Genomic DNA, 20518 nt, shown 5'->3' with positions numbered 1-20518 from the left:
GCATGCGGGCGCCATGCTTTGGCAGCTGACCCAGATGCTTTGGGTCGGCGGTCTATGGCTGATACATCTCGGTTTGCAGCCGGCGCTGGGCCAGATTGGCCTGGCACCGTTGCTGATCGATGAAGTCGCCAGTGCATTTGAAGTGCTGGTGGTAGGTTTTGCCGCAGCATGCGTTATTTTTCAGGCTTTGGTGCTGGTACAGGCCGAGGGCCTTGCCAGTCTATGGCGAGATTTTCGTGGGCAGGTGCTGTTGATGGCTTTGTATGCGTGTGCGATGTTTGTCGCAGTGCGTGTCGGCTGGCCGGATGCGCAGCGCTGGCAGGTGTTCAGTTATCTGGTTCTGGGGTTTTCCGGGCTGGTGCTGGTAATGCAGCCGGTGCCAGGATGGAGTGGCAGGGTGCGCGAAGCACACCCTTGACCCTTGTCATCACTTGAAGCGATGAACGTTCGACAGTTGCTTGTTGACGCTGAAGTTCTTGCGGTAAATCAGTGCCATCTTGCCGATGACCTGCACCAGGTCCGCTTTGCCAACCTTGCACAGCTCTGCGATGTGCGCGAGGCGCGATTCGCGATCGAGGATATTGAGCTTGATTTTGATCAGCTCGTGATCCGCCAAAGCGCGTTCAAGTTCGGCTAAAACACCTTCAGTCAAACCGTTGTCAGCTACCGTCAAAACTGGTTTGAGGTGGTGGCCAATGGATTTGTACTGTTTCTTCTGCTCTGGAGTGAGCGGCATAATCTGACCCTTTCGTCTGGATTCTGTAAAATGGCGGCCATTTTACCCGAGGGCTCGTGGATCCGCCCAATTAATCACGACCCTTATCAACGAGGTGCCCAATGGCGCGTTCCAAGACAAGCCTTGGTTGGCTGAAAAGACATGTCAACGATCCTTATGTGAAACAAGCGCAGAAGGATGGCTACCGCTCGCGTGCGAGTTACAAACTTCTGGAAATCCAGGAGAAATACAAGCTGATCCGCCCTGGCATGAGCGTTGTCGATCTAGGTGCAGCGCCCGGGGGTTGGTCGCAGGTCACCAGCCGCCTGATCGGCGGTCAGGGCCGTTTGATCGCATCGGACATTCTGGAAATGGACAGTATTCCTGACGTGACCTTCATTCACGGAGACTTCACCGAGGACGAAGTGCTCGGGCGAATCCTTGAGGCTGTGGGTAATTCGCAGGTGGACCTTGTGATTTCCGATATGGCCCCCAATATGAGTGGTACGCCTGAAGTGGATATGCCGAAGGCCATGTTCCTGTGCGAGCTGGCACTTGATCTGGCGGAGCGGATCCTCAAGCCAGGTGGCAATTTTGTGATCAAGATTTTTCAGGGTGAAGGATTTGATGTTTACCTGAAGGACGCTCGCAAGAAGTTCGACAAGATCCAGATGATCAAGCCGGACTCCTCTCGTGGCACCTCTCGCGAGCAATACATGCTGGCTTGGGGTTATCGCGGGCGTAGTGAGTAAAACGAGGTTTTTGTGCGGGGTGATAGGTTTTTAGTATTTCGCCCGGCTAGCATTAACGAATATTGTGTAGAAAGTGTTTCACAAAGGGTTACAGACGGCGCCTGCCAGAGTCGTAGGTAATGTAGTAAGTTAGGCCGGTGAATATCATGCGAAGCGCGCGCCAGTAGCGGAGCTTGCTTCAGAGGGTAGTTAATTGAACGATATGGCAAAGAATCTGATCCTGTGGTTGATCATCGCGGCTGTCCTGGTGACGGTGATGAACAACTTCTCCAGCCCTAACGAGCCGCAGACCCTCAACTATTCCGACTTCATCCAGCAGGTCAAGGATGGCAAGGTCGAGCGCGTAGCGGTTGATGGCTATGTAATCACCGGCAAACGCAATGATGGCGACAGCTTCAAGACCATTCGTCCGGCAATCCAGGACAATGGCCTGATCGGCGATCTGGTCGACAACCACGTTGTGGTTGAAGGCAAGCAGCCTGAACAGCAAAGCATCTGGACCCAGCTGCTGGTGGCCAGCTTCCCGATCCTGGTGATCATCGCGGTGTTCATGTTCTTCATGCGCCAGATGCAGGGCGGTGCTGGCGGCAAGGGCGGACCGATGAGCTTCGGCAAGAGCAAGGCGCGCCTGCTCTCCGAAGACCAGGTAAAAACCACATTGGCTGACGTCGCCGGTTGCGACGAAGCCAAGGAAGAAGTCGGTGAGCTGGTTGAATTCCTCCGTGATCCGGGCAAGTTCCAGCGCCTGGGCGGCCGTATTCCTCGCGGTGTGCTGATGGTCGGTCCTCCGGGTACCGGTAAAACCTTGCTGGCCAAGGCGATTGCCGGCGAAGCCAAGGTTCCGTTCTTCACCATCTCCGGTTCCGATTTCGTCGAAATGTTCGTCGGTGTCGGTGCCAGTCGTGTACGTGACATGTTCGAGCAGGCGAAGAAGCACGCGCCTTGCATCATCTTTATCGATGAAATCGACGCCGTCGGTCGCCATCGTGGCGCCGGCATGGGTGGCGGTCACGACGAGCGCGAGCAGACTCTTAACCAGTTGCTGGTTGAGATGGACGGCTTCGAAATGAACGATGGCATCATTGTTATCGCTGCAACCAACCGTCCAGACGTACTCGACCCTGCGCTGCTGCGTCCGGGCCGTTTCGACCGTCAGGTCGTGGTTGGTTTGCCGGATATCCGTGGTCGCGAACAAATCCTCAAAGTACACATGCGCAAAGTGCCAATGGGTGACGACGTCGCTCCGGCCGTTATCGCGCGTGGTACTCCGGGCTTCTCGGGTGCTGACCTGGCTAACCTGGTCAACGAAGCGTCTTTGTTCGCTGCACGTAGTGGCAAGCGCATCGTCGAAATGAAAGAGTTCGAACTGGCCAAAGACAAGATCATGATGGGCGCCGAGCGCAAGTCGATGGTCATGTCCGAAAAAGAGAAGCAGAACACCGCTTATCACGAAGCTGGCCACGCCATCGTGGGTCGCGTCGTGCCTGAGCATGATCCGGTGTACAAGGTGTCGATCATTCCGCGCGGCCGTGCGCTGGGTGTGACCATGTTCCTGCCGGAAGAAGATCGCTACAGCCTGTCCAAGCGCGCATTGATCAGTCAGATCTGCTCGCTGTACGGCGGCCGTATTGCAGAAGAAATGACTCTGGGCTTCGACGGTGTAACTACAGGCGCCTCTAACGACATCATGCGTGCCAGCCAGATCGCACGGAACATGGTGACCAAGTGGGGTCTGTCGGAAAAGCTCGGTCCGTTGATGTACGCCGAAGAAGAGGGTGAAGTATTCCTCGGTCGCGGTGGTGGCGGTCAGGCTGCCAGCTTCTCCGGCGAGACAGCCAAGCTGATCGACTCCGAAGTGCGCAGCATCATTGACCAGTGCTATGGCACGGCCAAGCAGATCCTCACGGACAACCGTGACAAGCTCGATGCCATGGCTGATGCACTGATGAAGTACGAAACGATCGATGCTGAACAGATCGACGACATCATGGCTGGTCGTACACCTCGCGAGCCTCGTGACTGGTCAGGTGGCACCGGTACGCCGCCACCTGTGGTTCGAGACGAGCGTCCGGAAACACCGATTGGCGGCCCGGCTGCTGACGTTTAAGGTTTGAAATGACTTCTGTACAGTCCCTGACCCGGTTGCCTTGCGGCAACCGGGTTCTTGATTTGGCCCAGACGCATGTCATGGGTATCCTCAATGTCACCCCTGATTCTTTCTCCGACGGCGGCCAATACAGTCAGCTGGATGCGGCGTTGCGTCACGCCGAAGCCATGGTTGCAGCCGGTGCGACGCTGATTGATGTCGGTGGCGAATCCACGCGTCCTGGCGCGCGAGCAGTCTCTCCGCTTGAAGAGCTTGAGCGCGTCGCACCGGTCGTCGAGCTGATCAATCGCGAGCTTGATGTGATCATTTCGGTGGATACGTCTACACCTGCCGTCATGCGCGAAACTGCGCGGTTGGGTGCCGGATTGATCAACGACGTGCGCTCGCTACAGCGCGATGGTGCGCTGGATGCAGCGGCGGCTACCGGTTTGCCGGTGTGTCTCATGCATATGCTCGGTGAGCCCGGGGATATGCAGGACAATCCGCAGTATCGGGATGTCACGCGCGAAGTCGGCGAGTTTCTCGCTGAGCGTATGGCGCAATGTGCGGCGGCAGGTATTCCTGCCGAGCGGATCATTCTCGATCCGGGTTTCGGTTTCGCCAAAACCCTGCAGCACAATCTAAGCTTGTTCAAGCACATGGAAGCCCTGCATGCATTGGGCAGGCCCTTGCTTGTCGGAGTTTCTCGAAAGAGCATGATCGGACAGGCTTTGAATCGTCCTGTCGGCGAGCGGCTGCATGGTGGCCTGGCGCTGGCGGCACTGGCGTCGGTAAAAGGTGCGCGCATATTGCGTGTCCATGATGTTGCAGAAACGGTAGACGTGGTGCGGATGATCGCGGCCGTGGAATCAGCCGAATAAGAATGATGGAGCACTTATGAGCAAGAAATACTTTGGTACTGACGGCATTCGTGGTCGAGTCGGTGAATACCCGATTACTCCTGACTTCATGCTCAAGCTCGGCTGGGCGGCCGGCATGGCCTTTCGCAAGATGGGTGCCTGTAAGGTACTTGTCGGCAAGGACACGCGGATTTCCGGTTATATGTTCGAATCGGCACTTGAGGCTGGTCTGACATCGGCGGGAGCCGATGTCATGCTGCTGGGTCCTATGCCAACGCCGGCTATCGCTTATCTGTCACGCACGTTCCAGGCTGAGGCCGGTATCGTGATCAGTGCTTCGCACAACCCGCATGACGATAACGGCATCAAATTCTTCTCCGGTAAGGGCACAAAGCTGCCGGATGAGCTGGAGTTGATGATCGAGGAGTTGCTCGATACCCCCATGACGGTGGTTGAATCGAGCAAGATCGGCAAAGTGTCGCGAATCAATGATGCGTCAGGTCGCTACATTGAGTTCTGCAAGAGCAGTGTGCCAACCGGCACCAGTTTTTCCGGCCTTAAAATCGTCATCGACTGTGCGCATGGCGCGACCTATAAAGTTGCTCCGAGTGTCTTCCGGGAACTGGGTGCAGAAGTCGTCGTATTGTCGGCCCAGCCCAATGGTCTGAACATCAACGAGAATTGCGGCTCGACTCATATGGGGCAGTTGCAGGCGGCGGTGCTTGCAGAGCACGCCGATCTGGGTATCGCTTTTGATGGCGACGGCGATCGGGTGTTGATGGTCGATCACACTGGCGCCATCGTTGATGGCGATGAATTGTTGTTCATCATCGCCCGTGATCTGCACGAGCGTGGCAAATTGCAGGGCGGTGTCGTCGGCACCCTGATGAGTAATCTGGGGTTGGAACTCGCGCTGGCGGATCTTTCGATTCCGTTCATTCGCGCCAATGTCGGCGACCGCTACGTGATCGCCGAACTGCTTGAGCGCAATTGGCTGGTCGGTGGCGAGAATTCGGGACATATCGTTTGCTTCAATCACACAACCACCGGTGATGCGATCATCGCGGCTTTGCAAGTGCTGATGGCGCTTAAGACCCGTAATGAAGGACTTGCGCAAACACGCCAGGCTTTGCGCAAGTGTCCTCAGGTGCTGATCAATGTACGTTTCGGTGGTGGCGAGAGTCCGCTGGAGCACCCGGCTGTCAAGGAAGCAAGTGCACGTGTAACCCAGGCAATGGCCGGGCGTGGTCGCGTGCTTTTGCGCAAGTCCGGGACAGAGCCGTTGGTGCGCGTCATGGTCGAAGGTGAGGACGAAACTCAGGTTCGCAACTATGCCGAAGAGCTGGCAAAACTGGTAACTGAAGTTTCTGCCTGATACGGCTTGCAAGCCATGATTGTGTTGGGTAACATCTGCGCCCACTTTGACCGACGAGGTACAGCATGCGTCGCCCTATGGTAGCTGGTAACTGGAAGATGCACGGTACCCGCGCCAGCGTCGCTGAGCTGATCAACGGCCTTCGTCATCTGGCCTTGCCAAGCGGTGTTGATGTCGCGGTATTCCCGCCTTGCTTGTATATCAATCAAGTGATTGATGGCTTGAAAGGCAAGTCGATTTCGGTCGGCGCGCAGAATTCTGCGGTGGAATCCATGCAAGGTGCATTGACCGGTGAAATTGCTCCGAGTCAGTTGGTAGATGCAGGTTGTTCTCTTGTGCTTGTCGGGCACTCCGAGCGCCGCCAGATAATGGGTGAGCGGGACGGTATGCTGAATCGCAAGTTTGCAGCTGCGCAGGCATGTGGCTTGATTCCGGTGTTGTGTATAGGGGAAACCCTTGAGCAGCGCGAAGCCGGGAAAACTCTTGAAGTTGTCGGGCGTCAGCTGGGCAGCATCATCGAGGAGCTGGGTGTCGGTGCTTTTGCCAAGGCAGTTATTGCTTACGAGCCGGTCTGGGCTATTGGTACCGGACTGACTGCGACGCCACAGCAAGCTCAGGATGTGCATAAAGCCATTCGCGAGCAGCTGGCGGCAGAGAATTCTGAAGTCGCACGAGGTGTGCGGCTTCTATACGGCGGCAGCGTGAAGGCGGCCAATGCGGTCGAACTGTTCGGCATGCCGGATATCGATGGGGGGCTCATTGGTGGGGCTTCCCTGAATGCAGATGAGTTCGGTGCGATTTGTCGCGCCGCGGGAAACTGAAAAAATGCTGGAAACAGTCGTAGTCGTTTTTCATCTGCTGGGTGCATTGGGCGTAGTTGCTCTGGTTTTGCTGCAGCAGGGTAAGGGTGCGGACGCTGGCGCGTCTTTCGGAGCAGGTGCTTCAAATACTGTGTTCGGAAGCCAAGGTTCCTCTACCTTTCTTAGTAAGTTTACTGCTATACTTGCCGCCGGTTTCTTCATAACCAGCTTGGGGTTAGGTTACTTTGCTAAAGAGAAGGCTCATCAGCTAACTCAGGCGGGTCTCCCAAATCCAGCAGTGTTGGAAGTACCTAAGCAACAACAACCGGCTTCTGATGATGTCCCGGTGCTTCAAGAGCAAAAGTCGGCTACTCCAGCGACTGACGTACCTCCAGCTCAAGAGCAGAAGTAAGAAGAGTTTCAACGTAGTTTTGCCGAGGTGGTGGAATTGGTAGACACGCAACCTTGAGGTGGTTGTGCCCATAGGGTGTAGGGGTTCGAGTCCCCTTCTCGGTACCAATTAGTCAGGAGAGCCCGCTGTTGCGGGCTTTCTTGCAGGTGGAAGGTTACATTGACCCTATAAGGGATCGGTCGTATACTTCCGCCCCAGCTTTGTCGCGGGGTGGAGCAGTCTGGTAGCTCGTCGGGCTCATAACCCGAAGGTCGTCGGTTCAAATCCGGCCCCCGCAACCAGTTTAAGGAGCCCCTTTTAAGGGGCTTTTTGTTAGCTGGACACTTTCAACGCCGCTGTTCGACGGCGTTTCAAGGATGGGCGTTTCGCCCATTTTTTTATTTTGCAAAGCATGCACATATCATGCACTAGGGGGTTCAGGTGTCGAGCAAGCTAGAAGAGTTGCAGGCCTTGCTGGCCCCGGTGGTCGTGGCCCTGGGCTATGAATGCTGGGGTATCGAGTTTTCGGCTCAGGGTCGTCACTCGATGTTGCGCGTTTATATCGATAAAGAGGGTGGCGTGCTGGTGGACGATTGCGCCATTGTCAGCCGTCAGATCAGTGGTGTGCTGGATGTTGAAGATCCAATCGCCGTTGAATACACCCTTGAAGTTTCCTCGCCTGGCATGGAGCGCCCACTGTTCACTCTTGAGCAGTTTGCAAAATTTGCCGGTGAACAAGTGAAGATCAAGCTGCGCTCGCCTTTTGAAGGTCGACGCAACTTTCAGGGCCTTCTGCGCGGTGTAGAAGAACAGGATGTCGTGGTGCAGGTAGAAGACCATGAGTTCCTGTTGCCGATCGATATGATCGACAAGGCCAACATTATTCCCAGTTTTGACTGAGACGCGGATCCCGCGGATCCAATGGCTTGCGAAAGGCGAGGCGTACGATGAGCAAAGAAGTACTGCTGGTTGTTGAGTCGGTATCCAATGAAAAGGGCGTACCGGCAAGCGTAATTTTTGAAGCGCTGGAGCTGGCTTTGGCCACTGCTACCAAAAAGCGTTTTGAAGACGAAGTTGACCTGCGTGTGGAAATTAACCGCCACACCGGGGCATACGAAACTTTCCGTCGCTGGACGGTCGTCGAAGAGAATGATCTCGACGATCCGGCCATCGAAACCTGGCCGAGCAAGGTTGCCGAAACGCATCCGGGTGCCAACGTTGGCGACGTCGTTGAAGAAAAGATCGAATCCATCGAGTTCGGCCGCATTGCTGCACAGACTGCCAAGCAAGTCATCGTGCAGAAAGTGCGTGAAGCCGAGCGCGCTCAAGTGGTTGACGCTTATCGCGAGCGCCTTGGGGAAATTATCTCCGGCACCGTGAAAAAGGTCACTCGCGACAACGTGATCGTCGATCTGGGTAACAACGCTGAAGCGTTGCTGGCCCGTGAAGACATCATTTCTCGCGAAACTTTCCGTGTCGGCGTGCGTTTGCGTGCGCTGCTCAAGGAAATCCGCACCGAGAACCGCGGCCCGCAACTGATCCTGTCGCGTACCGCGCCGGAAATGCTCATCGAGCTGTTCCGTATCGAAGTGCCGGAAATCGCTGAAGGCCTGATCGAAGTAATGGCTGCGTCCCGTGATCCGGGTTCGCGTGCCAAGATCGCCGTCCGCTCGAAGGACAAACGCATCGACCCGCAGGGCGCTTGCATCGGTATGCGCGGTTCGCGCGTCCAGGCAGTGTCGGGTGAGTTGGGCGGTGAGCGTGTTGATATCGTCCTGTGGGACGACAACCCGGCTCAGTTCGTGATCAACGCCATGTCCCCGGCTGAGGTTGCGGCAATTATCGTTGACGAAGATGCCCATGCAATGGACATCGCCGTTGGCGCAGACAATCTGGCTCAGGCCATCGGTCGCGGTGGTCAGAACGTGCGTCTGGCCAGCCAGTTGACTGGCTGGACCCTGAACGTGATGACCGAATCGGACATCCAGGCTAAGCAGCAAGCAGAAACCGGCGACATCCTGCGCAACTTCATCGACGAGCTGGAAGTCGACGAAGATCTGGCACAGGTGCTGGTAGATGAAGGCTTCACCAGCCTGGAAGAGATTGCCTACGTACCGTTGGAAGAAATGCTCAACATCGACGGCTTTGACGAAGATACCGTCAACGAGCTTCGCGCTCGTGCCAAGGATCGTTTGTTGACCAAAGCCATCGCTACTGAGGAAAAGCTGGCAGACGCCCATCCGGCCGAAGACCTGCTCTCGCTTGAGGGTATGGACAAGGATTTGGCGATGGAACTGGCGGTGCGCGGCGTAATTACCCGCGAAGACCTGGCCGAGCAGTCTATTGACGACCTGCTCGACATCGACGGCATTGACGATGATCGTGCCGGCAAGTTGATCATGGCCGCCCGAGCCCACTGGTTCGAGTAATTAGGCGCGGCCTGAGGAGAGAAGTGCATGACGCAAGTCACGGTGAAACAACTGGCCGATGAGGTCAAAACACCGGTAGAGCGCCTGTTGCAGCAGATGCGTGAGGCAGGTCTGCCGCACACCGCCGCCGAAGAAAATGTGACTGACAGTGAGAAGCAGTCCCTGCTGACTCACTTGAAAAGCAGCCACAAGGCGAAAGTGGAAGAACCACGCAAGATCACGCTGCAGCGTAAAACCACCAGCACCCTGCGTGTGGCTGGTAGCAAGAGCATCAGCGTAGAAGTTCGCAAAAAGAAAGTTTTCGTACAGCGCAGCCCGGAAGAAATCGAAGCCGAGCGCAAGCGTGAACTGGATGAGCGTCGCGCAGTAGAAAATGCTGCCCGTCAGAAAGCTGAAGAAGAAGCCAAGCAACGCGCCGAAGTAGAAGCGCGTAACCAGCCTGCTGCTGCGCAGGATGCTAACAGCGCCGCTGCTGCTGCGCCGGTTGCCGCTGCCGAACCTGTTCGTGAAAGCGCGCCGGTGGTTGCCGCTGCTCCAGCTCCGTCTGCTGACGTTCGCAACAAGCAGAACGAACAGCGCCGTCCGGACAAGCCACGTGCCGACGACAACAATCGTCGTAGCGGTGGTGGTGATGGCGAGCGCAAAAACGCTCCGCATCGCGCATCGGTCAAAGAAAAAGCGCCGGCTCCACGTGTGGCGCCACGCACTACCGACGAAGAAAGCGATGGCTTCCGTCGCGGTGGTCGCGGCAAGGCCAAGCTGAAAAAGCGCAACGCCCACGGTTTCCAGAGCCCAACCGGCCCTGTCGTGCGTGATGTGCAGATCGGCGAGACCATCACTGTTGGCGATCTCGCCAATCAGATGTCGGTCAAGGCTGCTGAAATCATCAAGTTCATGTTCAAACTGGGTACTCCAGCGACCATCAACCAGGTGCTTGATCAGGAAACTGCTCAACTGGTAGCCGAAGAGCTGGGCCACAAAGTGACCCTGGTCAGCGACACCGCCCTGGAAGATTCCCTGGTCGAGTCCCTGAAGTTTGAAGGTGAGTCGTTCTCCCGTGCGCCAGTCGTGACCGTAATGGGCCACGTTGACCACGGTAAAACGTCGCTGCTCGACTACATCCGTCGTGCCAAGGTAGCTGCTGGCGAAGCCGGTGGTATCACCCAGCACATCGGTGCATACCACGTTGAAACCGAACGCGGCATGGTCACCTTCCTCGATACCCCGGGTCACGCCGCGTTTACCGCAATGCGTGCTCGTGGTGCCAAGGCGACCGACATCGTGATCCTGGTGGTTGCAGCCGACGACGGCGTAATGCCGCAGACCATTGAAGCTGTTCAGCACGCAGTAGCGGCTGGCGTTCCACTGGTTGTAGCAGTGAACAAAATCGACAAGCCGGGCGCTGATCTTGATCGCATCCGTAGCGAATTGTCGGTTCACGGCGTGACTTCCGAAGAGTGGGGCGGTGATACGCCGTTCGTTCCGGTTTCGGCGAAAGTCGGTACTGGCGTGGACGAGCTGCTTGAAGCCGTTCTGCTGCAAGCTGAAGTTCTCGAACTGAAAGCAACTCCGTCGGCTCCTGGCCGCGGCGTTGTGGTTGAATCGCGTCTCGACAAAGGTCGTGGCCCGGTGGCAACCGTTCTGGTTCAAGACGGTACCCTGCGCCAAGGCGACATGGTCCTGGTCGGTTCGAACTATGGCCGCGTGCGTGCCATGCTCGACGAGAACGGCAAGCCAATCAAAGAAGCCGGTCCATCCATCCCTGTCGAAATCCTCGGCCTGGACGGTACCCCGGACGCTGGCGACGAGATGAGCGTGGTTGCCGACGAGAAGAAAGCCCGTGAAGTGGCTCTGTTCCGTCAAGGCAAGTTCCGCGAAGTCAAACTGGCTCGTGCTCACGCCGGCAAGCTGGAAAACATCTTCGAAAACATGGGTCAGGCCGAGAAGAAGACGCTCAACATCGTCCTCAAATCCGACGTCCGTGGTTCGCTGGAAGCGTTGAACGGTGCCTTGAATGGCCTGGGCAACGACGAAGTACAAGTGCGCGTAGTTGGCGGCGGCGTTGGTGGTATCACCGAATCCGACGCTAACCTGGCACTGGCTTCGAACGCTGTACTGTTCGGCTTCAACGTGCGTGCCGATGCTGGCGCACGGAAGATCGTCGAGCAGGAAGGTCTGGACATGCGTTACTACAACGTGATCTACGACATCATCGAAGACGTCAAGAAAGCCCTGACCGGCATGCTCGGCAGCGATGTTCGCGAGAACATCCTGGGTGTGGCGGAAGTGCGTGACGTGTTCCGTTCGCCGAAGTTTGGCGCGATCGCTGGTTGCATGGTGATCGAAGGTGTTGTGCACCGTAACCGTCCGATCCGTGTACTGCGTGAAGACATCGTTATCTTCGAAGGCGAGCTGGAATCCCTGCGCCGCTTCAAGGATGACGCTTCCGAAGTACGTGCCGGCATGGAATGCGGTATCGGCGTGAAGAGCTACAACGACGTCAAAGTCGGCGACAAGATCGAAGTCTTCGAGAAGGTTCAGGTTGCTCGCAGCCTCTAACTCGCGCACTTCAGGAGCCGTGATGGTCGGCCGCACTCAACAGTGTGGCGCATCACCCGGACTCTAAACGCAACGCCCGGTCTGGCTTTTGTCAGGCCGGGCGTTTGCCGCTTTCAGACCTTGCGGGTTTCGCCGCGGGGCAGTAACAGGTAACAAAATCATGGCAAAAGAATACAGCCGTACCCAACGTATCGGCGATCAGATGCAGCGCGAGCTGGCTCAACTGATCCGTCGCGAAGTCAAAGACCCGCGCGTCGGCCTGGTCACCATTACCGCAGTAGAAGTCAGCCGTGACGTCGGTCACGCGAAGATCTTCATCACCGTGATGGGCCAGGACAACGCCGAAGATATCGCACAAAGCATCAAGGTGCTGAATGCCGCCGCAGGTTTCCTGCGTATGCAACTGGCCCGTGAAATGAAACTGCGCAGCGTGCCGCAATTGCACTTCCACTACGACGAATCCGTTGTCCGTGGTGCGCACCTGTCGGCCCTGATCGAGCGTGCCGTGGCTGAAGACAATCAGCATCCGGTCGCTGCTGAACCTGAAGACACCAAGGAGTAATTCGGTGGCTCAGGTCAAACGTATCCGTCGTAACGTCAGCGGCATCATCCTGCTCGACAAACCGTTGGGATTCACCTCCAACGCCGCGTTGCAGAAGGTTCGCTGGTTGCTCAACGCCGAAAAAGCCGGGCACACCGGTAGCCTCGATCCGCTGGCCACCGGCGTCTTGCCGTTGTGCTTCGGTGAGGCCACCAAGTTCTCGCAATACCTGCTCGATTCCGACAAGGCTTATGAAACCCTGGCGCAACTGGGCAAGACCACCACCACGGCAGATGCTGAAGGTGAGGTTTTGCAGGAGCGCCCGGTGACCGTTGGTCGCGCCGATGTCGAAGCGGCATTGCCGAAATTTCGTGGGCAAATCAGTCAGATACCGCCGATGTACTCGGCGCTCAAGCGTGATGGCCAGCCGCTGTACAAGTTGGCGCGTGCAGGCGAAGTAGTGGAGCGCGAACCGCGTTCTGTTACTATTGCGCGCTTGGAATTACTGGCCTTCGAAGGCGATACTGCGCGTCTTGCGGTGGATTGCAGCAAGGGCACCTATATTCGCACCCTGGTGGAGGATATCGGTGAGCAACTCGGTTGTGGTGCGTACGTCGCTGAATTGCGCCGTACTCAGGCCGGGCCTTTCACCCTGGCGCAGACCGTGACCCTCGAAGAGCTTGAAACGGTACATGCCGAAGGTGGCAACGAAGCGGTGGATCGCTTCCTGATGCCATCGGACAGCGGCCTGCAGGATTGGCCACTGCTGCATTTCTCGGAAGCGAGCGCGTTCTACTGGCTCAACGGCCAGCCGGTACGTGCCCCGGATGCTCCGAAGTTCGGCATGGTACGAGTACAGGATCACAATGGTCGCTTCATCGGTATCGGTGAAGTGAGCGAAGACGGGCGCATTGCACCACGTCGACTGATTCGGTCGGAATGACCGAAACCGGTCTGTGTCAAAGCAGGCTGGCGAGGGTGGCTGTTAACAGGCACGGTCACTACTCATTTATAGATACAGGGATTTGTCCCTGGCCTGTTGAAGCTGTTTCCCTGAAACAGTTTCCTGATAAAAGGATTGCCTCATGGCTCTCGACGTTCAAGAAAAAGCTCAAATCGTTGCTGACTACCAGCAAGCTGTTGGTGACACTGGTTCGCCAGAAGTGCAAGTTGCACTGCTGACCCACAACATCAACAAGCTGCAAGGTCACTTCAAGGCCAACGGTAAAGATCACCACTCCCGTCGTGGTCTGATCCGCATGGTAAACCAGCGTCGCAAGCTGCTGGACTACCTGAAAGGCAAGGATCTGGGTCGTTATCAGACTCTGATCGGTCGCCTGGGTCTGCGTCGCTAATCAGCGATTGCGCTATGAGGTTGGTTGTCTGTCGGACGTCTGCGGTTTACCGCCGGCGGCTTGCAGGCTCCCAGCCTCAAGTTTTATCTGGATACACGTTTTACCCTGGACAGACGTAGGGCCGACTCCCGACATTGCCCAAGAATTCGCAAGAAACCAGTTCCCCCAAGAGCCACAAAGAAGGTAGGACACCGTGAACCCGGTAATCAAAAAATTCCAGTTCGGTCAATCGACCGTTACCCTCGAGACTGGCCGTATCGCCCGTCAGGCCTCCGGCGCAGTATTGGTCACCGTTGACGACGACGTCAGCGTATTGGTGACTGTAGTCGGTGCAAAACAAGCCGATCCAGGCAAGGGCTTCTTCCCTCTGTCGGTTCACTACCAGGAAAAGACTTACGCTGCCGGTAAGATCCCTGGCGGTTTCTTCAAGCGTGAAGGCCGTCCTTCCGAGAAAGAAACCCTGACTTCCCGACTGATCGACCGTCCGATCCGTCCGCTGTTCCCAGAAGGCTTCATGAACGAAGTGCAGGTTGTCTGCACCGTCGTTTCCACTAGCAAGAAAACCGATCCGGACATCGCTGCGATGATCGGTACCTCGGCTGCCCTGGCGATCTCGGGCATTCCGTTCGACGGTCCGATCGGCGCCGCTCGCGTAGCTTTCCACGAAAGCACCGGCTACCTGCTGAACCCGACTTACGAGCAGCAAGCTGCTTCGAGCCTGGACATGGTCGTTGCCGGTACTTCGGACGCCGTACTGATGGTTGAATCGGAAGCCAAAGAGCTGACCGAAGACCAGATGCTGGGCGCGGTACTGTTTGCTCACGACGAATTCCAGGTGGTGATCAACGCGGTTAAAGAACTGGCTGCTGAAGCTGCCAAGCCAACCTGGACCTGGGCTCCGGCTCCAGAAGCCACCGAACTGCTGGGCGCTATCCGTGCCGAGTTCGGCGAAGCGATCTCCCAGGCTTACACCATCACCGTCAAGGCCGACCGTTACGCTCGCCTGGGTGAGCTGAAGGATCAGGTTGTTGCCAAGCTGTCCGGTGAAGAAGGCCAACCTTCGTCCAGCGAAGTCAAAGCGGCTTTCGGCGAAATCGAATACCGCACCGTTCGCGAAAACATCGTAAACGGCAAGCCACGTATCGACGGTCGCGACACCAAAACCGTACGTCCGCTGAACATCGAAGTCGGCGTTCTGCCGAAAACCCACGGTTCGGCCCTGTTCACCCGTGGTGAAACCCAGGCTCTGGTAGTCGCGACTCTGGGCACAGCCCGTGACGCACAGCTGCTGGACACCCTGGAAGGCGAGAAAAAAGACCCGTTCATGCTGCACTACAACTTCCCTCCGTTCTCGGTAGGCGAATGTGGTCGCATGGGTGGCGCTGGTCGTCGTGAAATCGGTCACGGCCGTCTGGCCCGTCGTTCGGTTTCGGCCATGCTGCCAGCCGCTGACGTGTTCCCGTACACCATCCGTGTGGTTTCGGAAATCACCGAATCCAACGGTTCGAGCTCGATGGCTTCCGTTTGCGGCGCTTCCCTGGCCCTGATGGACGCTGGTGTGCCGATGAAGGCGCCGGTTGCCGGTATCGCCATGGGTCTGGTTAAAGAAGGCGAGAAATTCGCAGTTCTGACCGACATCCTCGGTGACGAAGACCACCTGGGCGACATGGACTTCAAAGTAGCCGGTACCGCCAAAGGTGTTACCGCGCTGCAGATGGACATCAAGATCAAAGGCATCACCGAAGAGATCATGGAAATCGCTCTGGGCCAAGCCCTGGAAGCGCGCCTGAACATTCTCGGTCAGATGAACCAGATCATCGGCCAGTCGCGTACCGAACTGTCGGCCAACGCTCCGACCATGATCGCGATGAAAATCGACACCGACAAGATCCGTGACGTTATCGGTAAAGGTGGCGCGACCATCCGTGCGATCTGCGAAGAAACCAAGGCTTCGATCGACATCGAAGACGACGGTTCGATCAAGATCTTCGGCGAAACCAAGGAAGCTGCTGAAGCTGCACGTCAGCGCGTTCTGGGCATCACTGCTGAAGCCGAGATCGGCAAGATCTACGTGGGCAAGGTTGAGCGCATCGTCGACTTCGGCGCATTCGTCAACATCCTGCCAGGCAAGGACGGTCTGGTTCACATCTCGATGCTGAGCGACGCTCGCGTAGAGAAAGTGACCGACATTCTGAAAGAAGGCCAGGAAGTGGAAGTGCTGGTACTGGACGTGGACAACCGCGGCCGTATCAAGCTGTCCATCAAAGACGTGGCAGCTGCCAAGGCTTCGGGCGTTTAATCAGCCCAAAGCGTTAGCGCAATGAAAATGCCCCGCCGTGAAAACGGCGGGGCATTTTTTTGTCTGGCATAAAGATCAAAAGATCACAGCCTGCGGCAGCTCCTACAAAGCGGTGTGATAACCCGATCATGCAGGAGCTGCCGCAGGCTGTGATCTTTGCTTTTGTGAAAACCGGTGCTAGGTTTAGCCCACCGCCCGTGTAGCTCAGCCGGTAGAGCAGCGCACTCGTAACGCGAAGGTCGCAGGTTCGATTCCTGTCTCGGGCACCACCGTTTTCCTCACTCCCGCTCATTGCCATGCGGATTTATGTTCCGCAGGTCAGCTTTTTGTGGGAGAGATGTAAAGAGCCGTGTAATTCGTTATGCAAACGTCCTATATTCGTTGCCTGCATGAGCATCGCCCAGCAGTTTTCAGATGATCCCGAATGGTTCCGAAGGCCGGAAAAATCCGCGTCAGAGAGATCCTTGATGATCCAGATCCATCCTCCATTCTTACGATCAGCGAGAACGCCATGACCGAATTAACTCAAGAGCAACGTCATCAACAAGCGCTGGAAAAGTACATTCTGGACGTTCCGGACCTGAAAGAAGAGATCAAGGACCTGAGTCCTGATGATCAAAAGGATCAGATCCAGTGGGCCTTTGAAGACGAAGCCGAAGCCCAGGGTTTGCAGCCGTGGGAGCTGACACTCAAGTACACGAGCACGCCGGAGGAGTTCGAGGCGCAGCGCCTTGTGCTACACAAAGAGGCGGCTGAAGTGCTGGGTGTCGAGTGGGATGACTACTGCGAGATGAACAATCTCGTCGTATAACAGCAGCTACGAGCTTTAAGCGGCAAGCTGCAAGTCAACGCAAAAGCGCTGTGGCTTGCAGCTTGTAGCTTGGAACTTGCCGCTGCTGTTTAAAGGCTGAGGCGCATCGACAGATCCACCGCTTTGACATCCTTGGTCATCGCACCGATCGAGATGTAGTCCACCCCGGTTTCGGCGATCGGCAGCAGCGTGCTTTCGTTGATGCCGCCGCTGGCCTCCAGTTTCGCCTTGCCGCCATTCAGGCGCACGGCTTCGCGCATGTCGTCCAGACTCAGTTCGTCGAGCATGATGATGTCGGCGCCGGCGGCCAGTGCTTCCTTCAGTTCATCCAGACTTTCCACTTCGACTTCCACCGGTTTGCCCGGCGCAATCTTGTGCGCGGCGGCAATGGCTTGTGGAATGCCACCGCTGGCGGCGATGTGGTTTTCCTTGATCAGGAAGGCGTCGTACAGACCGATGCGATGGTTGTGGCAGCCACCGCAGGTCACCGCGTATTTCTGGGCCAGACGCAGGCCTGGCAAGGTCTTGCGGGTGTCGAGCAGTTTGACCTGAGTGGTACCCACGAAATCGGCCAGGTACTGCGCGCGGGTGGCTACGCCGGAGAGCAACTGCAGGAAGTTCAGCGCACTGCGTTCACCGGTCAGCAGCGAACGGGCCGGCCCTTCCAGATGAAACAACGGCTGATTGGGCTTGACCCGCTCGCCATCGACCACTTGCCAATGCACCGCGACCCGCGGATCAAGCTGACGAAACACCGCATCGACCCAAGCGGTGCCGCAGATGACAGCCGCGTCGCGAGTGATGATGGTGGCTTTGGCCAGGCGTTCGGCCGGGATCAGTTGCGCGGTGATGTCGCCGCTGCCGATGTCTTCGAGCAACGCACGGCGCACGTTGGCTTCGATTTCGGCGGTCAAATCGGCGAGACGTAGATTCGGCATAACGGGCTCCACAAACAAAGTGGTTTGATTATAGGGGCATGGCGCGAGCCAACCCAAGGCGAGACGCGCGTGCTTGCCTGCATCTTGTCGATTTTCTTTGAGCAAACCGTGCCGGGACATGGTCACTGAAAGGGCATAGGGGAAACCCTGACGGCTATGGCGTCGGGTACAAGTTATGAAAGATAATCCGCCTTGCATTTGACGTCATAGCTTTGACGTCCGGATTGAGCTTGTGCGAGCGAGCCTGCTCGGGAATGCATGCTCTCAGTGACATTGCTGCGGCTGATACACCGCCATCGCGAGCAGGCTCGCTCCCACAGGGATCCGGGTTGGCTTGACCGAACGAATCACCGTTTCAGGAGGCTTGGATGCACAACGACGGGAAAGTGGTGCCTTTGCACAAAGGCACTGCCGATCAGGCGAATCATTCGCCGCTCGCCCGCCTGCCTGTGATTCTGCTTCAGGTTCGCGACAAGGCTGCCCAGCAACTGCGCCACGGTTTGCAGGAGCTGTTCGATAACGCCGATGACACGCTGTTCGAAATGGCCGACCGGGCGCGCAACGACGTCGAACAGAACATCTTTTTCGAAGCCATGCGCGACCTGCGCCTCAAGCGCAAAAACATCGAGCGTGGTTTTCTTGAGCAATTCTTTGAAGCTTTCGTTGGCCTGACGCAATACGACCCCACGCACAACACGCTGCCCCATGCCCTGATATATGACGAGTTGGCGCCGCGCAGCGACGACATGGAACGCAGCGTGGCGGTCGAGACCATGGTCGGTCGCGTACTCAAGCGTGACGGCTTCGCCCTCGATCAACTGACCGCGCGGCTTAACGCGCTACTCGGCAACACCCTCGACGATCAACACAACCCGCTCGGCCCGGCGCTGCTCTGCGAGTTTTTCCTCCAGGTCGGGCGTAACCTGGGTGTGGAAATCAAGGTCAAGCTGATCCTGCTCAAACTCTTCGAGCGTTATGTCTTGGCCGATACCGAACAGCTCTACGCCGAAGCCAATCAATTGCTGCTTGCCACCGGTGTGTTGCCCGAGTTGAAGGCCGCCCCGGCACGGCGCGCCATTGATCGTGCGATCGCCAGTGTGAGCAACGATGAAAGCGACGACACGCCGCCCGTCGATGAAGGCGTGCAGGAGGTCTTCGCCGCGCTGCAGCAATTGCTCGCGCATGTGCGTGGCAGTGTTGCCCCGACGCTGGAACCCAGCGTTGCGGCGCAACCGATTTCCACCCGCGACCTGCTCCGTCTGCTCTCGCACTTGCAACAGTACGTGCCGGCGCTGGCGGCACAGGATGACTTCGATCTGCGCAATCAGCTCGAACAACTGCTGACTCGCGTCAGCGTCAGAAGTGGAAAATCGCGGATCGTCGGCGATGCGGACGAAGACGTGATCAACCTGATCGCCATGGTCTTCGACTGCATTCTTGAAGACCGCAATGTGCCGGATTCGCTCAAGGCTCTGATCGCGCGGTTGCAGATCCCGATGCTCAAGGTCGCGGTGCTCGACAAGAGTTTCTTCAGTCGCAGCACCCATCCGGCGCGGCGCCTGCTCAACGAAATCGCCGAGGCGGCGATGGGTTGGGGCGACTGCGACAGTGACGCGCGCGACAGCTTGTACCTGCGTATCGAACAAGTGGTGCAGCGCCTGCTGACTGACTTTGTTGATGACCCGGCGATTTTCTCTGAGTTGCTCGCCGATTTCCTTGCGTTCACCAGCGATGAGCGCCGCCGCAGTGAGCTACTTGAACAGCGTCTGCGTGACGCCGAAGAAGGGCGGGCAAAAACCGAACTGGCCCGGCGCCGGGTCGAGCGGGCGCTGAATCAAGCGCTGCTGGGTAAGACGCTGCCGCCGTCCGTGGTCACGTTCGTCCAGGACGCCTGGAGCAAAGTATTGCTGCTGACCTGCCTCAAGCATGGCGATCAGTCAGCCGAATGGCAGGCCGATGTGCAAACCATGGAGCAATTGATCTGGAGTGTGCAGCGTCATGAAGACACCGAATCCAGCCTGCGCTTGCTGGCACTGGTGCCGGGGTTGCTCAAATCGCTGCGTGATGGCCTGAGCAGTTCAGCGTTCGATCCGTTCGCCACCAGCGAGTTTTTCAGTGAGCTGGAAGCCCTGCATGTACGTGTGCTGGAGCGTTCCGTCGAATCGGATCAGGCCACCCCCATGATCGAAGTGTCGCAACAGATCGTGCTGCACACCGCCGATGAAAGCGCAATGGCGATGACATCGGTACGCTTGCCCCACGACGCCGCCGGTCTGCGTCAGGTCGAGCAACTGCGCCTGGGCAGTTGGGTCGCTTTTCGTGAGGACGATGAAAACAGCCTGCGCTGCAAGCTCGCAGCCATCATCGAAGCCACCGGCAAGTATGTATTTGTCGATCGAACCGGGATGAAGGTGCTGGAGCGCAGCCGCATCGCGCTGGCCGTGGAATTCCAGCGTGGCACGGTGCGTGCGCTGGACGATACCTTGCTGTTCGACCGCGCACTCGAATCGGTGCTGGGCAATCTGCGGCGACTCAATCGCGGCAAGTGATCGCGCGCCGGGGGCCGATCACGGCATACTGGGCGCCAACAGAGTCGGCGTTGAAGGA

The 20518-nt window shown here is 57.3% G+C and carries 18 protein-coding genes and 3 tRNA genes; 19 read left to right on the top strand and 2 right to left on the bottom strand.

Annotation, left to right across the window (positions count from 1 at the left end):
• Positions 1-13: 13 nt before the first annotated feature.
• Positions 14-418, top strand: a complete 405-nt coding sequence (locus ACOYXE_RS18560) for an MFS transporter (protein WP_105705402.1) — start codon at positions 14-16, stop codon at positions 416-418.
• A gap of 9 nt (positions 419-427) precedes the next feature.
• Here the strand turns inward: ACOYXE_RS18560 and ACOYXE_RS18555 are convergent, their stop codons facing one another.
• Positions 428-736: a YhbY family RNA-binding protein gene (locus tag ACOYXE_RS18555; RefSeq protein ID WP_007915235.1), complete on the bottom strand. Its 309-nt coding sequence runs from the start codon at positions 734-736 to the stop codon at positions 428-430.
• 101 nt (positions 737-837) lie between these two features.
• On the opposite strand from ACOYXE_RS18555, the gene rlmE reads away from it, so the two are divergent.
• From rlmE to ACOYXE_RS18470, 17 genes are all read left to right on the top strand, one after another.
• On the top strand, positions 838-1467 hold the full coding sequence (gene rlmE / locus ACOYXE_RS18550; protein ID WP_105705404.1) for a 23S rRNA (uridine(2552)-2'-O)-methyltransferase RlmE: 630 nt from the start codon (positions 838-840) through the stop codon (positions 1465-1467).
• Between the two features lie 202 nt (positions 1468-1669).
• Positions 1670-3574, top strand: coding sequence for an ATP-dependent zinc metalloprotease FtsH (gene ftsH / locus ACOYXE_RS18545; RefSeq protein WP_160060049.1), 1905 nt, complete (start codon positions 1670-1672; stop codon positions 3572-3574).
• Positions 3575-3582: 8 nt separating this feature from the next.
• Positions 3583-4434 (top strand): dihydropteroate synthase, encoded by an 852-nt coding sequence (folP, locus tag ACOYXE_RS18540; RefSeq protein ID WP_160055785.1) that lies wholly within the window; start codon positions 3583-3585, stop codon positions 4432-4434.
• A 16-nt stretch (positions 4435-4450) separates the two neighbouring features.
• Positions 4451-5788 carry a phosphoglucosamine mutase gene (gene glmM, locus ACOYXE_RS18535; protein ID WP_064119464.1) on the top strand — a complete coding sequence of 446 codons (1338 nt, stop codon included), beginning with the start codon at positions 4451-4453 and terminating at the stop codon, positions 5786-5788.
• Positions 5789-5853: 65 nt separating this feature from the next.
• Complete coding sequence (gene tpiA, locus ACOYXE_RS18530; RefSeq protein ID WP_016986498.1) at positions 5854-6609, top strand: triose-phosphate isomerase; 756 nt, start codon at positions 5854-5856, stop codon at positions 6607-6609.
• A gap of 4 nt (positions 6610-6613) precedes the next feature.
• Positions 6614-7000: a preprotein translocase subunit SecG gene (gene secG, locus ACOYXE_RS18525; protein WP_016986497.1), complete on the top strand. Its 387-nt coding sequence runs from the start codon at positions 6614-6616 to the stop codon at positions 6998-7000.
• Between the two features lie 21 nt (positions 7001-7021).
• Positions 7022-7107: transfer RNA gene (locus ACOYXE_RS18520), tRNA-Leu, on the top strand.
• 97 nt (positions 7108-7204) lie between these two features.
• Positions 7205-7281: transfer RNA gene (locus tag ACOYXE_RS18515), tRNA-Met, on the top strand.
• A 139-nt stretch (positions 7282-7420) separates the two neighbouring features.
• The gene (gene rimP / locus ACOYXE_RS18510; RefSeq protein WP_007993601.1) at positions 7421-7879 is read left to right on the top strand and encodes a ribosome maturation factor RimP; all 459 of its coding nucleotides are present in this window, start codon (positions 7421-7423) and stop codon (positions 7877-7879) included.
• Positions 7880-7926: 47 nt separating this feature from the next.
• On the top strand, positions 7927-9408 hold the full coding sequence (gene nusA, locus ACOYXE_RS18505; protein ID WP_008088341.1) for a transcription termination factor NusA: 1482 nt from the start codon (positions 7927-7929) through the stop codon (positions 9406-9408).
• Positions 9409-9435: 27 nt separating this feature from the next.
• Complete coding sequence (gene infB / locus ACOYXE_RS18500; RefSeq protein ID WP_460926390.1) at positions 9436-11967, top strand: translation initiation factor IF-2; 2532 nt, start codon at positions 9436-9438, stop codon at positions 11965-11967.
• A gap of 160 nt (positions 11968-12127) precedes the next feature.
• On the top strand, positions 12128-12529 hold the full coding sequence (gene rbfA / locus ACOYXE_RS18495) for a 30S ribosome-binding factor RbfA (RefSeq protein WP_007915259.1): 402 nt from the start codon (positions 12128-12130) through the stop codon (positions 12527-12529).
• A gap of 4 nt (positions 12530-12533) precedes the next feature.
• Complete coding sequence (gene truB / locus ACOYXE_RS18490; protein ID WP_160055789.1) at positions 12534-13451, top strand: tRNA pseudouridine(55) synthase TruB; 918 nt, start codon at positions 12534-12536, stop codon at positions 13449-13451.
• 142 nt (positions 13452-13593) lie between these two features.
• On the top strand, positions 13594-13863 hold the full coding sequence (gene rpsO / locus ACOYXE_RS18485; RefSeq protein WP_003177875.1) for a 30S ribosomal protein S15: 270 nt from the start codon (positions 13594-13596) through the stop codon (positions 13861-13863).
• 193 nt (positions 13864-14056) lie between these two features.
• Positions 14057-16162, top strand: a complete 2106-nt coding sequence (pnp, locus tag ACOYXE_RS18480; protein ID WP_007915263.1) for a polyribonucleotide nucleotidyltransferase — start codon at positions 14057-14059, stop codon at positions 16160-16162.
• 193 nt (positions 16163-16355) lie between these two features.
• Positions 16356-16431: transfer RNA gene (locus ACOYXE_RS18475), tRNA-Thr, on the top strand.
• 242 nt (positions 16432-16673) lie between these two features.
• Entirely contained in the window at positions 16674-16973 is a 300-nt protein-coding gene (locus tag ACOYXE_RS18470) for a DUF6388 family protein (RefSeq protein ID WP_160060050.1), read from the top strand.
• 89 nt (positions 16974-17062) lie between these two features.
• On the opposite strand, the gene nadC is transcribed toward ACOYXE_RS18470, so the two are convergent.
• Complete coding sequence (nadC, locus tag ACOYXE_RS18465; protein ID WP_016986492.1) at positions 17063-17911, bottom strand: carboxylating nicotinate-nucleotide diphosphorylase; 849 nt, start codon at positions 17909-17911, stop codon at positions 17063-17065.
• A gap of 368 nt (positions 17912-18279) precedes the next feature.
• Between nadC and ACOYXE_RS18460 the strand changes: the two genes are divergently transcribed.
• Positions 18280-20460 (top strand): DUF1631 domain-containing protein, encoded by a 2181-nt coding sequence (locus ACOYXE_RS18460; protein ID WP_460926389.1) that lies wholly within the window; start codon positions 18280-18282, stop codon positions 20458-20460.
• The last annotated feature ends 58 nt before the right edge of the window (positions 20461-20518 follow it).

Source organism: Pseudomonas sp. MC6, from assembly GCF_054790575.1.
This window is presented reverse-complemented; position numbering and strand designations above follow the sequence as displayed.

Coding starts and splice junctions, on each gene's coding strand:
- ACOYXE_RS18560 (WP_105705402.1), top strand. CDS start 14: ATGCTTTGGCAGCTGACCCAGATGCTTTGGGTCGGCGGTCTATGGCTG.
- ACOYXE_RS18555 (WP_007915235.1), bottom strand. CDS start 736: ATGCCGCTCACTCCAGAGCAGAAGAAACAGTACAAATCCATTGGCCAC.
- rlmE (WP_105705404.1), top strand. CDS start 838: ATGGCGCGTTCCAAGACAAGCCTTGGTTGGCTGAAAAGACATGTCAAC.
- ftsH (WP_160060049.1), top strand. CDS start 1,670: ATGGCAAAGAATCTGATCCTGTGGTTGATCATCGCGGCTGTCCTGGTG.
- folP (WP_160055785.1), top strand. CDS start 3,583: ATGACTTCTGTACAGTCCCTGACCCGGTTGCCTTGCGGCAACCGGGTT.
- glmM (WP_064119464.1), top strand. CDS start 4,451: ATGAGCAAGAAATACTTTGGTACTGACGGCATTCGTGGTCGAGTCGGT.
- tpiA (WP_016986498.1), top strand. CDS start 5,854: ATGCGTCGCCCTATGGTAGCTGGTAACTGGAAGATGCACGGTACCCGC.
- secG (WP_016986497.1), top strand. CDS start 6,614: ATGCTGGAAACAGTCGTAGTCGTTTTTCATCTGCTGGGTGCATTGGGC.
- nusA (WP_008088341.1), top strand. CDS start 7,927: ATGAGCAAAGAAGTACTGCTGGTTGTTGAGTCGGTATCCAATGAAAAG.
- infB (WP_460926390.1), top strand. CDS start 9,436: ATGACGCAAGTCACGGTGAAACAACTGGCCGATGAGGTCAAAACACCG.
- rbfA (WP_007915259.1), top strand. CDS start 12,128: ATGGCAAAAGAATACAGCCGTACCCAACGTATCGGCGATCAGATGCAG.
- rpsO (WP_003177875.1), top strand. CDS start 13,594: ATGGCTCTCGACGTTCAAGAAAAAGCTCAAATCGTTGCTGACTACCAG.
- ACOYXE_RS18470 (WP_160060050.1), top strand. CDS start 16,674: ATGACCGAATTAACTCAAGAGCAACGTCATCAACAAGCGCTGGAAAAG.
- nadC (WP_016986492.1), bottom strand. CDS start 17,911: ATGCCGAATCTACGTCTCGCCGATTTGACCGCCGAAATCGAAGCCAAC.
- ACOYXE_RS18460 (WP_460926389.1), top strand. CDS start 18,280: ATGCACAACGACGGGAAAGTGGTGCCTTTGCACAAAGGCACTGCCGAT.